This window comes from Streptomyces virginiae (genome assembly GCF_000720455.1).
Lineage (GTDB): Bacteria > Actinomycetota > Actinomycetes > Streptomycetales > Streptomycetaceae > Streptomyces > Streptomyces virginiae.
Genome location: NZ_JOAK01000016.1, coordinates 237,450 through 249,951, shown reverse-complemented (window position 1 = coordinate 249,951; position 12,502 = coordinate 237,450). Strand labels below are relative to the sequence as shown.

Below are 12,502 nucleotides of genomic sequence, written 5' to 3'. Positions count from 1 at the left end.
TCGCGGTCCGGCGCCGTTGCTACCTTCCAGACCGTTCGCACGCCCGGACCGCCGAGGGGGAGGAGCGTCCCGTGTTTCCAGGACCATTCCGACGCGCACTGAACTGTGTTCTCGCGGCGACAGCCGCCCTGCTGCCGGCCGTGGTGGTGACCACGACTCCGGCCGCCGCCCGGCCCGCCGAGCTCACCGCGGCGTGCCCGGCGGCCGGTTTCGTGTCCCAGCACTTCCACAGCGGCCACAACGGCGTCGACATCGCCAACAGCGTCGGGACGCCGATCTACGCGGTGGGCGACGGTGAGGTGACCATCTCCGGGTACACCGGCGACTACGGCCAGTGGATCCGCGTCCAGCACCCCGACGGGAGGATCTCCGAGTACGGGCACATGTCCCGGCGGGACGTCTCCGTCGGCGACCGCGTCGTGGCCGGCCAGCAGATCGCGCTGATGGGCGCCGAGGGGAACTCCACCGGCCCGCACCTGCACCTGCGGATCTGGGGAGACCCGTCCACCTCCTACGGCATCGACCCCGAGGCCCACCTCGCGGAGCGCGGCGTCGTTCTGCCCTGCACCCCGGGCAGCGGTCCGCGGCCCAGGCCGCCGGTGTATCCGGCCGAGTCGGGCCGGGTGGTTTCGGCACGGTCGGCGGACGGACGCCTGGAGGTGTTCGCGGCCGGCGCCGACGGCGTGCACCACGCCTGGCAGCAGGAGGTGAACGGCAACTGGTCGGCCTGGGAGCCGATCGGCGGACCGGGCGGCGGCGCCGAGCTGGCCGTCGCGCCGAACGCGGACGGGCGCCTGGAGGTGTTCGCCGTCAACGGGAGCACCTTCCAGCACCGCTGGCAGCTGTCCCCGTCGGGCGGCTGGTCCAACTGGGAGACCTTCGGAGGCGGCGGGAAGGACACCGCGGCCGGCGTGAACGCCGACGGCCGCATCGAGGTCTACGCCTCCGGCCCGGTCGGGCTCTTCCACCGGTACCAGACGGCTGCGAACGGCGGCTGGTCCGAGTGGGAGCCCGCCGGCGGCCCCGCCGACAGCCGTGTCGAGATGGAGAAGGCACCGGACGGTCGTCTGGAGGTGTTCGCGCTGAACGGCGCCACCTTCAGGCACCAGTACCAGACGGCCCCAAGTGGCGGATGGTCGGCGTGGGAGGACTTCGGTGGTGGCGGCCACGACCTGACCGTCGACCACAACGCCGACGGCCGCCTGGAGGTCTTCGCCTCCGGACCGGTGGGCGTGTTCCACAAATACCAGACCGGACAGGCGAGTTGGTCGCAGTGGGAGCCGACCGGCGGCCCCACGGACGCGCAGCTCACCAGCGAACGCAGCCCGGACGGCCGCGTGGAGGTCTTCGCCGTCAACTCCGCCACCGCGATGCACACCTGGCAGACCGCCCCGAACGCCCCCTACGGCGAGTGGGCCGTCTTCGGCACCGGCGGGACCGAGGTCACGGCGGCCGCCAACGCCGACGGCCGCATCGAGGTCTTCGGTGCCGGCCGCGCCGGCACCTACCACAAATGGCAGACCGGGTTCGCGACCTGGTCGGAGTGGGTGTGGGTCAACGACAAGGCCGGCCCGGCCCTCGACTGACCCACGCCCGCGCCGCCCCGCCCGCCCCGTCAGTCCCTCAGTCCGTCCGTCCGTCTGGAGAGACCATGCTTCCGATCAGCAGGCGGACCCTGATGAAGGGTGCCGCCGGCGCGGGCGCGCTCCCGTTCCTGGGCGCCGCCCGGGCCACGACCGGAACCGGCGCCGGGGAGATCCCGCCCCCGCAGTGGGTCGGGGCGGGGCCCTTCGCGTACGTCCACGACCCGTCCACCGCCGCCGGCCCCCGCTATCTCAACGACCACACGCTGATCAAGGCCGGCGGCCGCTGGCACCTGTTCGGCATCGTCGGCAACAGCGCACCGCGCGGCGAATCCCCGGACAGCTCGGCGGAGACAGCCTTCGCCCACGCCTCCGCGCCGAGCCCGCACGGACCGTGGACCACCCACCCCGACGCGCTCACCGTCGACCCGTCCTACTTCGGCGAGGAACACCTGTGGGCGCCGCACGTCGTGGAGGCGGACGGCAGGTTCTGGATGTTCTACGCCGCGGGTGGCGCGCGGGGCGCCGCGATCAACCTCGCCACGTCCACCGACCTGTTCACCTGGACGCGTGAGCCGTCCGGCCCGCTGTTCCGGGGGCTCGCGGCGCGTGACCCGATGGTGCTGCGGGTCGGCGGCGAGTGGGTCATGTACTACACCGAACTCACGGGCTCGGGCGGCCACCACGTCGTGGCCCACCGCCGGTCCGCCGACCTCCTGCGCTGGAGCGGGGCGGGGGTCGCGTTCACCGACGCGAGCACCGACGCGACCGTGTCGGTCACGGAGTCGCCGTACGTCGTCGAACGGGGCGGCTGGTACTACCTGTTCGTCGGGCCGCGGGGCGGTTACGAGGGCACCGACGTGCTGGCGTCCCGGGACCCCTTCCACTTCGACCTCGCCGGATACGCGGGGCACGTGCCCGGTCACGCCGTCGAGGTGGTCTCCGACGGTGCGAGGTGGTACGCCACCGCCGCGGGCTGGTTCCGGCACGGGCTGTACGTGGCGCCCCTGCACTGGCGGGACACGCCAGCGCCGTGGCAGAGCCCGGACAATCCGGTGGCCGGGCTCGACGCCGACGGCCGCCTGACGGTGTTCGCCCTCGACGCCTCGGACCTGTCGATGCTGCGGCGGGTCCAGCTCGACCCGGACGCCGACACCTGGTCGCAGTGGGAGACCTTCGGCGGGCCGGCCGGCGCCGTACCGGCCCTCGGCCGCAACGCCGACGGCCGGCTGGAGGTCTTCTCGCTCGCCCCGGGCGGGGTGAACCTGCACCACCGGGTACAGCGGCCGGACGGTGGCTGGTACGGCTGGGAGGAGTTCGGCGGCCCGGCCGGAGCCGCCCCCGCCGTGGCCCGTGACGCCGACGGCCGGCTGGAGGTCTTCGCCCTGAGCCCCGGCGGCGCCGGCGTCGCGCGGCGCCGACAGCGCGCAGCCGGGACACCGGCCTGGGAGCCTTGGGAGCCCGGATTCGGCGGGCCGGCCGCCGCGCCACCGGTGGTCGCGGCCAACGCCGACGGCCGGCTGGAGGCGTTCGTCCTCGCCCCCGGCGGCGCCGCGATCGACCACCGGTGGCAGGAGGCCCCGGGCGGTCCCTGGACCGCAGCCTGGCACCGGTTCGGCACGGCGGCCGGCGCGGCCCCGCGGGTGGCGCGGGACGGCAGCGGCCGGCTCACCGTCGCCGCGATCGGGCCGTCGGGCGTGGGAACCTTCCACCGGCGGCAGACCGTGCCGAGCGGCGGCTGGGACGCATGGCTGCCGATGTTCGGCTGGAGCGCGGCCGCTCCGGCGCTGTCCGTCAACGCCGACGGCCGGCTGGAGGCGTTCTCCCTGACGCCCGGCGGCGCCCGGCTGAGCCACCGCTGGCAGGTCGCTCCGGGCGGGGACCCGGCTCCCGGCGGGGAGTTCGGCGAGCCCGGCGTCCGGCTCGCCGCCACGCCCACCGCCGTGCTCGACCCGGCCGGCCGGACCCACGTCTTCGCCGTGACCGCCGAGGGCCGGCTGCGGACCCGCGTCCAGGAACGGCCCAACGGCGGATGGCGGCCGTGGACGGCCTTCGGCGATCGCACGGTCGCGCCCTTGGCGCCGGGCGGTCCCGCGCTCTGACCAGGCAGTCCGGATCTCGCCAACCGCACGGGGAAATCAGGGGGCGAGGACGCGCCGGGAAGCCCCGCAAGCGGCGTTCCGCCCCTTGTGACACGGTGACTTTGCCCACTGTGGGCGGCTCGCGGCGAGGCCACCGCGCCCGTCGCGGCGGGCCGGGTCCCGGCGCCCCGGCCGCCGGCGACCGCGAGCCGCCACCCCCGTCCGGGGCCCCGGCCGAAGTGGCCGAAGTACGCCGGTGAACTCCCCCGCGAGATGAGTATCGTTCCGCTCGTCCGACAAGTGCGACGCGTGGAACAGGGGGAACGGTGAGCGGCGTAGTCGTCCATCTGCCGCGGGGAAGCGGCGGCACCGACGGCGGCGCACCGTGCGGCGACCCGGTGACCCTGCGGCTCGGCCCGGGCGAGGTCGCCCGTTTCGGGCGGGGCTCCGCGACGGTCCCCGTCGAGCTGCGCCTCGACGACGCGGCGATCTCCCGGCTCGCCGGGGAGATCCGCGTGACCGACGACCACTGGCAGCTGACGAACCACAGCAGCACCCACAGCTATCTGGTGGAGAACCCGGAGGGAGCGGGGGAATACCTGAGGGTTGCGCCGCGACGCGTCGGGGCGCCCATCCCGTTCGAGTTCTCGCGCGTGGTGCTGCCCACACGCGGCGACGTTCCCGTCTCCTTCCAGGTGTTCGCCCCCGACCACGTCTATCTGGACCCGGAGGCCATGGGCGTCCCCTGGGGCAACCACACGGTCACCGCGTACTCCCTGGACGAGACGGCCACCTACTTCCTCGTCCTCGTCGCGCTCTGCGAACCGCGCCTGCGCGACCAGTCCCGCGTGGCGGTACCCACCACTCCGCAGATCGTCGAGCGGCTCAGGTCGCACCCCGCCTGCGGCGCGCTCACCGCGCGGGCGGTCAGCTCGCACATCGACTACCTCGCCGACGAGAAGCTCCGCATCGGCGTCCCGGACGGCCCCGCCGAGCACGGCAAGGGCGAACGCCGCAACGGCAAGCGGGAGGAGGTCGTCGGGCTCGCGCTGCGGTTCGGGCTCGTACGGGAGGAACACCTCGCGCTGTTGCCGCCCCTGACGGGGGCTCGCGGGCGGGAGCGGCAGGCCGAGCGATGACACCGCCGCTGGGCCTGGGCGGTACGACGGAGTGCGACCGCACGGACCTGCTCCCGCCCGGCTACCGGGTGGGGGGCTGGGTGGTCACCGGGCTGATCGGGTCCGGAGGCTGGTCCACGGTCTACGCGGCGCGACCGGCCGGCGCGCGTTCGGCCGGCGGGCGGCCGGTCGGCGCGCGATCAGTCGGCACCCCCGCCGGCACCGGTCCGGGCCCCGCCGAGGTCGCGCTCAAGATCATGCCGACCGCCGCTCTCGCGCCGCGCCAGGCGCGCAGGATCGTGGAGTCCGCCCGCCGCGAGGTCGAACTCGGCCGCCGGCTCGGGCATCCCCGGCTGATCGGGTTCCTGGACACCTTCGTGCTCTCCGCACCGGACCGGCCCTCCCTCGACGGGGCGATCGTGCTGGTCATGGAAAGGGCCGCGGCCAGTCTGCGGGAATTCGTCGACGCCGGGGTGCCCGAGGCCGACCGCGGCCGGCTGATCGCGGAGATCTGCGAGGGGCTCTCCCACCTCCACCGCTCGGGCTGGGTCCACGCCGATCTCAAGCCGGAGAACGTCCTGCTGGGCGCGGACCGCTCCGTGAAGCTCTCGGACTTCGGCCTCGCCACCGAGCTGACGGGGACGCACGGTTACGCGCCGCCCATGGGCACCCTGGACTACCTCCCGCCCGAGCGCTGGCGGGCGCCCCTGGGGGAACTGGGCGTACTGGTGCGGCCGACCGCCGACATCTGGGCGCTGGGCGTCGTCATCCACGAGGTGTTCACGTCCGGGGGCTCGCCCTTCACCGGCGCCACCCCCGTGGCACGGGGCGCGGCGGTCCAGGAGTACGGCGCGGGCCGGGCCCCGCTGCGCCTGGACCACGCGCTGCCGCCGTTCTGGCGCGACCTGGCCGCCGACTGCCTCGCCCCGACGCACGCGGCGCGCGCCCCGCACACCGCCGACAGCCTGCTCGCCCGTATCCGCGCCGCCCGGCAGGAGACACCGGTGACGCGGACGGCGCCGGGGGCTGGAAGGCGGCACGGCGGCCGGGCCCGCGCCGCCGTACTGGCCACCGCGCTCTGCGGCATCGCCGGGGCGGCCCTGTGCGCGGACGGGGTGCGCGCGGCGGGCTCGTACGCACCGCCCGGCCGTACGGGCGTGGCGACGGGCGCGGTCCGGGTGTTCAACGCGGAGCGGGGCTGCCAGGAGCGGGCCGAGCGGGACCCTCAGTGCAGCCTGGGCCTGGCGATCGATCCCCGTAAGCCGTACGCCGCGCAGAACGTCGTGGCGACCCGGGTGTGGCACGGCGACGTCCTCGCCGCCGAATGCGAGCTGGCCGACGGCCGGCCCATCATCGACGAGGAGGACCGGCAATCCACCCGCTGGTTCCGCGTCCGTCTCCCGGCCGGCTCCGCGCCGTCCGCGGCGTGGCTACCGGCCGTACGGACCAAGGACCGGCCGTCGCTGCCGGGGTGCCCGCACCCCGCGGCCGCGCCCTGACGCCGCCGCCGAAGGGAACCTGGGGCGGTCCGCCACTGGTTTCGCGTACGAATACCGGCCGGTCGCGGTGGCGGGCTTTCGTGGAATCCACCGGCCTGTGCTTGACCGATGAAGCCGCGGCAACGTAACTTCGACCGCACCCGCTCGTGAGCTGCTGGAAGGAGGCGAAACCGGATGTCGACCATCTCCGGCCTGATTCGCCTCGCACACCAGATCGCCTGGGCTCCGGGTCGTGTAGCACACGGCTGCTGAGCAGCCCCCTTGTCGGCGTGCCCGATTGCGGCCCCGGCACCTTCTCATCTATGTCACCACTTACGGCACGTCGTCGCGTGCCGATGCGTCGCGCTGCGCGTTCCCGGGCCGCGACCACCGGAAGAGAAAGCTCTGAAATGGCGACTTGGACAGTCCGATCGACCGCGCGCCGAAATGAGGACGTGCAATGGTAGCGGCGCGGATCACGGTCAATGGGAAAGAAACACCGATTTCACCGGCGGCACCTCACACCACGGTGCTGGACTTCCTCCGCGAGCGGGGCCTGACCGGTACCAAGGAAGGCTGCGCCGAGGGTGAATGCGGCGCCTGTTCGGTCCTGGTGGCCCGTCCCGGGGTGCACAAGCCCACCGACTGGGTTGCGGTCAACGCCTGCCTGGTCCCGGTCGCGGCGCTCGACGGGCAGGAGGTCGTCACCTCCGAGGGCCTCGCCACCGCCGACGCGTCCGGTACGCCGGCCGTGCTGCACCCCGTACAGGAGGAGATGGCCGTCCGCGGCGGCTCCCAATGCGGTTACTGCACACCGGGATTCATCTGCAGCATGGCCTCCGAGTACTACCGGCCCGACCGCTGCGCGCCCGTCGGCCCGGCCGACGGGTCCGGCGACTCCGACGGCTCAGAGCACGCTCCGAGCGACTCCGAGCACGGTCCGAACGGCTTCGATCTGCACGCGCTGAGCGGGAACCTGTGCCGCTGCACCGGCTACCGCCCGATCCGCGACGCCGCGTTCGCCGTCGGCATGCCCGCCGAGGACGACCCCCTGGCGCGGCGCCGCGAGCAGTCCGCGCCCGCACCGGTCGCCACCCGGTACACGCAGGACGACAGCGCGTTCCTGCGGCCCGGCACCCTGGCCGACGCGGTGCGGCTGCTGCGCGAGCGGCCCGAAGCGGTGGTCGTCGCCGGCAGCACCGACTGGGGCGTCGAGGTCAACATCCGCTCCCGGCGCGCCGGTTGCGTGGTCGCGGTCGACCGGCTGCCCGAACTGCGGGAGCTGCGCGTCGGATCCGACCACATCGAGATCGGGGCGGCGCAGACCCTCACGGAGATCGAACGCCGACTCGACGGCAGGGTCCCGCTGCTGGCGGAGCTGTTCCCGCAGTTCGCGTCCCGGCTGATCCGCAACAGCGCGACCCTCGGCGGCAATCTCGGTACCGGTTCTCCCATCGGTGACAGCCCGCCGGTCCTGCTCGCGCTGGAGGCCTCCCTGGTGCTCGCCGACGCCGACGGCGAGCGCGAGGTCCCCCTCGGCGAGTACTTCACCGGCTACCGGCAGAGCGTGCGCCGTCCCGGCGAGCTGATCCGCGCGGTGCGCGTCCCGCTGCCGCTGTCACCGGTCACGGCCTTCCACAAGATCGCCAAGCGTCGTTTCGACGACATCTCCAGCGTCGCGGTCGCGTTCGCGCTCGAGATCGAGGACGGGACCGTCCGCAAGGCGCGCATCGGCCTGGGCGGCGTGGCCGCCACCCCGGTCCGCGCCCTCGCGACCGAGGCCGCCCTGGAGGGCCGGCCCTGGACGGCGCACACCGCCGAGGCCGCGGCCCGGGTGCTGCGGACCGAAGGCACCCCGATGGACGATCACCGTGCCAGCGCCGGCTACCGCTCCGCGATGCTCGGCCAGAGCCTGCTGAAGCTGTACGCGCGAACCACTGAGGCGGTGTCGTCATGAGTCATCTGTCCGAACGCCCCGAGAAGCCCGTCGTCGGCCTTCCGCTGCCGCACGAGAGCGCCGGCCTGCACGTCACCGGCGCCGCCCTCTACACCGACGACCTGGTCCACCGCACCAAGGACGTGCTGCACGCCTACCCGGTCCAGGTCATGAAGGCCCACGGCACGATCACCGCGCTGCGCACCGGTCCGGCGCTCGCCGTGCCCGGCGTGGTCCGCGTACTGACCGGCGCCGACGTGCCGGGCGTCAACGACGCCGGGATGAAGCACGACGAACCGCTGTTCCCCGACACCGTCATGTTCCACGGCCACGCCGTCGCCTGGGTGCTCGGCGAAACGCTGGAGGCGGCCCGGCTCGGTGCGGCGGCCGTCGAGGTGGAACTCGACGAGAAGCCCTCCGTGATCACGCTGCGGGAGGCGATCGCGTCCGGGAGCTTCCACGGCGCCCGGCCCGTGATGGTGACCGGTGACGTCGACGCCGGCTTCGACGACTCCGCGCACGTGTTCACCGGCGAGTTCCACTTCTCCGATCAAGAGCACTTCTATCTCGAGACGCACGCGGCCCTGGCCCACGTCGACGAGAACGGGCAGATGTTCGTCCAGAGCAGCACCCAGCACCCCTCGGAGACGCAGGAGATCGTCGCGCACGTACTCGGCCTGCACAGCCACGAGGTGACCGTGCAGTGCCTGCGGATGGGCGGCGGCTTCGGCGGCAAGGAGATGCAGCCGCACGGGTTCGCGGCCGTGGCCGCGCTCGGCGCGAGGCTGACGGGCCGTCCGGTCCGGGTACGGCTCAACCGGACCCAGGACCTGACCATGTCCGGCAAGCGCCACGGCTTCCACGCCACGTGGAAGATCGGCTTCGATGCCGAGGGCCGCATCCAGGCCCTGGACGCCACCCTGACCGCGGACGGCGGCTGGAGCCTGGACCTGTCCGAGCCCGTGGTGGCCCGCGCGCTCTGCCACATCGACAACACCTACTGGATTCCCAACGCACGCGTCGCCGGCCGCATCGCCCGGACCAACAAGGTCTCCAACACGGCCTTCCGCGGCTTCGGCGGACCGCAGGGCATGCTGGTGATCGAGGACATCATGGGCCGGTGCGCACCGCTGCTCGGCCTGGATCCCATGGAGTTGCGCGAACGCAACTTCTACCGGCAGGGCCACTCGACGCCGTACGGGCAGCGGGTCCTTCACCCCGAACGGATCTCCGCCGTCTGGCGCCGGGTCCAGGAGGACGCCGGCATCGCCGACCGCAGGGCCGGGATCGCGGCCTTCAACGCCGCGCACCCGCACACCAAGCGGGCGCTCGCGATCACCGGGATCAAGTTCGGGATCTCCTTCAACCTCACCGCCTTCAACCAGGCCGGCGCGCTGGTGCTGGTGTACAAGGACGGCTCGGTCCTGATCAACCACGGCGGCACCGAGATGGGGCAGGGCCTGCACACGAAGATGCTCCAGGTGGCCGCGACCACGCTGGGCATCCCGCTGCACAAGGTGCGGCTGGCCCCGACCCGTACGGACAAGGTGCCCAACACCTCCGCCACCGCCGCCAGCGCCGGGGCGGACCTCAACGGCGCGGCGGTGAAGAACGCCTGCGAGCAGATCCGCGAGCGGCTGCTCCAGGTCGCCGGTACCCGACTGGGTGCGAACGCCTCGGACGTGCGCATCGTCGACGGCGTCGCGCGCGTCCTCGGCAGCGACGCGGAGCTGGCCTGGGACGACCTGGTGCGCACCGCGTACTTCCAGCGCGTCCAGCTGTCGGCGGCCGGTTTCTACCGGACCGAGGGCCTGCACTGGGACGCGAAGGTGTTCCAGGGCTCGCCGTTCAAGTACTTCTCCTACGGCGCGGCCGCGGCCGAGGTGGAAGTGGACGGTTTCACCGGCGCCTACCGGATCCGGCGGGTGGACATCGTGCACGACGTCGGCGACAGCCTCTCCCCCATGATCGACATCGGTCAGGTCGAGGGCGGCTTCGTGCAGGGCGCGGGCTGGCTGACGCTGGAGGACCTGCGCTGGGACGCGGGCGACGGTCCGAACCGCGGCCGGCTGCTGACGCAGGCGGCGAGCACCTACAAGCTGCCGAGCTTCTCGGAGATGCCCGAGGAGTTCAACGTCAGGCTGCTGGAGAACGCCACGGAGGAGGGCGCGGTCTACGGGTCCAAGGCGGTGGGCGAGCCCCCGCTGATGCTGGCCCTCTCCGTACGGGAGGCGCTGCGGCAGGCCGCCGCGGCGTTCGGGCCCGACGGGGTCAGCGTGGAACTCGCCTCCCCGGCGACGCCCGAGGCGGTGTACTGGGCGGTCGAGGAAGCCCGCGGCGGCGGCACGCGGCCCGGCGGGCACGTGCCCGCCGGCAGCGGGGTCCCGGCAGAGGCGAGCGCCCTGAGCCATGCCTGACATGAGCTGGGTGGCCGCGGTCGCGCGGTTGCGGGCGCGCCGGGAACCCGGCGTGCTCGTGACCGTCGCGACCGTACGCGGCCACGCGCCCCGCCGGGCCGGCGCCAAGCTCGTCGTGGGACGCACCGAGACGTGGGGGTCGATCGGCGGCGGCAACATCGAGGCGGTGGCCATCGACCGGGCGCGCGAGCTGTCCGGCGCGGCCGATCCGGAGCCGGAGCTGATGGAGTTCGCCCTCAACGACAAGGTCACCGGCCCGCACGGCGTGCAGTGCTGCGGCGGGGCCGTCACCGTGCTGCTCGAACCGCTGCCGGTGGTCGAGGCCGTGGCGGTCTTCGGCGTCGGGCACGTCGGCCTGGAGCTGGCACGCATCCTGGCGCGCCAGGACCTGGACCTGCACCTGATCGACACCCGCCCGGAGATGCTCGCCGACGATCGGCTCGGCGTCCTCGCGGACGCCGTGGCGCAGGTCCACGTGCACCGCGCCCTGCTGCTTCCTGAGGAGGTGCTCGGGGAGCTGCCGCCCGGCGCCCATGTCCTGATCATGACCCACGATCACGCGGAGGACGCCGCGCTGTGCGACGCCGCCCTGCGCACCGCCGGGCTCGGCTCGATCGGTCTGATCGGCTCGTCGGCGAAGTGGTCGCGGTTTCGCCGGCGCCTGGCCACCGAGGGCGGCCACGCCCCCGCCACGATCGACCGGATCAAGACTCCGATCGGGATCTCGGGGATCACCGGCAAGGAGCCCGCCACGATCGCGGTGAGCGTGGCGGCGGACGGGGGGCGGTGGTGTGGCCCCCCGGGGGGGGGGGCGCCGGGGGGGGGGGGGGGGCGGGGGGGGGGGCCCCCCCCCCCCCCCCCCCCCGCTCGCCGTAGACGCTGCCGGGACGATGTCCGGATCTTCGTCGGTTCTGCCAGTACGGGGGGCCGCCCGGACCCGTAGAGACTTCCGAACAGAAGCCGCGGCGCGCCCCGGGGAGGGGGCCGTGGCCCCTGCATGTCGAAACGGGGAGGACATCACCATGAGCGCGCAGCAGCAGTACGACGAAATCGGCGAGGCCTACGAGGGGTTCAAGGCCCTGCCCCTGGAGCAGTACGTGGTGGTACCCAGCTTCCTGGGCCTGGTCGGGGACGTGCGCGGCAAGTCGGTGCTCGATCTGGCGTCCGGAACGGGCTTCTACAGCCGGGAGTTCATGCGGCGCGGCGCCGCGGAGGTGCTCGGCATCGACATTTCCGGCGAAATGATCGCCGTCGCACAGCAGTTGGAGGACCGGGATCCGCTGGGCGTGCGCTACGAGGTCGGCGACGTCGCCGACTTGCGGCCGATCGCGCGGCGCTTCGACGTCGCCCTGGCGGTCCAACTGCTGAACTACGCCGAGGACATCGCCACGACGGAGCGGATGTGCCGCGCCCTGCACCGCGGCCTGAAGCCCGGTGGTGAGCTGTTCCTGCTCAACCAGTCGCCCGACTTCCGCTTCGACGGGCCCACCCCGGAGAGGTACGGCTTCCGCAGCGAGCTCACCGGCGCGGAGGTCGAGACCGGGCCGCAGGTGCGGACGACGGCGCTGCTCGACCCGCCCGTCTCGTTCGTCGCCAACCTGCCGCGCCGCGAGGTGTACGAGACGTGCCTGCGAGCGGCCGGGTTCGGCGAGTTGACCTGGGTGCCGCTGACGGTGTCGGAGGCCGGACGGCGCGAATTCGACGCGGAGTTCTGGGCGGACTTCCACGCCAACCCGCCGCTCGAGATGCTGCGCTGCCGCGCCTGACGTTCATCGCAGGAGCCGCGAGCCGCGAGCCGCGAGCCGCGCGGCGAAGGCGCGGGCGGCCGGCAGGTCGCCCGCGTCCGGCCGCCGCTTGTTGATGCCGTCGATCAGCCCGAACGGCGCCCA

General features: G+C 73.6%; 7 protein-coding genes and 1 pseudogene. All 8 read left to right on the top strand.

The genetic code is table 11. From position 1 onward, the window contains the following. Positions 1 to 71 precede the first annotated feature (71 nt). Complete coding sequence (locus IG86_RS0123395) at positions 72 to 1,586, top strand: DUF8189 domain-containing protein (RefSeq protein ID WP_030899295.1); 1,515 nt, start codon at positions 72 to 74, stop codon at positions 1,584 to 1,586. A gap of 65 nt (positions 1,587 to 1,651) precedes the next feature. Then, complete coding sequence (locus tag IG86_RS0123390; protein ID WP_030899292.1) at positions 1,652 to 3,685, top strand: DUF8189 domain-containing protein; 2,034 nt, start codon at positions 1,652 to 1,654, stop codon at positions 3,683 to 3,685. A 305-nt stretch (positions 3,686 to 3,990) separates the two neighbouring features. Continuing rightward, positions 3,991 to 4,803 (top strand): FHA domain-containing protein, encoded by an 813-nt coding sequence (locus IG86_RS0123385; protein WP_030899290.1) that lies wholly within the window; start codon positions 3,991 to 3,993, stop codon positions 4,801 to 4,803. Beyond that, positions 4,800 to 6,281 carry a serine/threonine-protein kinase gene (locus tag IG86_RS0123380; RefSeq protein ID WP_030899287.1) on the top strand — a complete coding sequence of 494 codons (1,482 nt, stop codon included), beginning with the start codon at positions 4,800 to 4,802 and terminating at the stop codon, positions 6,279 to 6,281. Before IG86_RS0123385 ends, IG86_RS0123380 begins: the two co-directional genes overlap by 4 nt. Before the next feature lie 439 nt (positions 6,282 to 6,720). Beyond that, a complete protein-coding gene (locus tag IG86_RS0123375; protein WP_030899282.1) occupies positions 6,721 to 8,217 on the top strand; it encodes a xanthine dehydrogenase small subunit in 1,497 nt (498 codons plus the stop codon). Then, a complete protein-coding gene (xdhB, locus tag IG86_RS0123370; protein WP_030899280.1) occupies positions 8,214 to 10,613 on the top strand; it encodes a xanthine dehydrogenase molybdopterin binding subunit in 2,400 nt (799 codons plus the stop codon). Before IG86_RS0123375 ends, xdhB begins: the two co-directional genes overlap by 4 nt. A gap of 1 nt (position 10,614) precedes the next feature. Beyond that, positions 10,615 to 11,391, top strand: a pseudogene (xdhC, locus tag IG86_RS0123365) (xanthine dehydrogenase accessory protein XdhC); the annotation flags it as partial. Between the two features lie 244 nt (positions 11,392 to 11,635). Further along, a complete protein-coding gene (locus IG86_RS0123360) occupies positions 11,636 to 12,379 on the top strand; it encodes a class I SAM-dependent methyltransferase (RefSeq protein WP_030821876.1) in 744 nt (247 codons plus the stop codon). The last annotated feature ends 123 nt before the right edge of the window (positions 12,380 to 12,502 follow it).

Bases quoted from the DNA above. Each gene is read 5' to 3' on its own strand.
- IG86_RS0123380 (WP_030899287.1), top strand. From the start codon at position 4,800: ATGACACCGCCGCTGGGCCTGGGCGGTACGACGGAGTGCGACCGCACG.
- IG86_RS0123390 (WP_030899292.1), top strand. From the start codon at position 1,652: ATGCTTCCGATCAGCAGGCGGACCCTGATGAAGGGTGCCGCCGGCGCG.
- xdhB (WP_030899280.1), top strand. From the start codon at position 8,214: ATGAGTCATCTGTCCGAACGCCCCGAGAAGCCCGTCGTCGGCCTTCCG.
- IG86_RS0123375 (WP_030899282.1), top strand. From the start codon at position 6,721: ATGGTAGCGGCGCGGATCACGGTCAATGGGAAAGAAACACCGATTTCA.
- IG86_RS0123360 (WP_030821876.1), top strand. From the start codon at position 11,636: ATGAGCGCGCAGCAGCAGTACGACGAAATCGGCGAGGCCTACGAGGGG.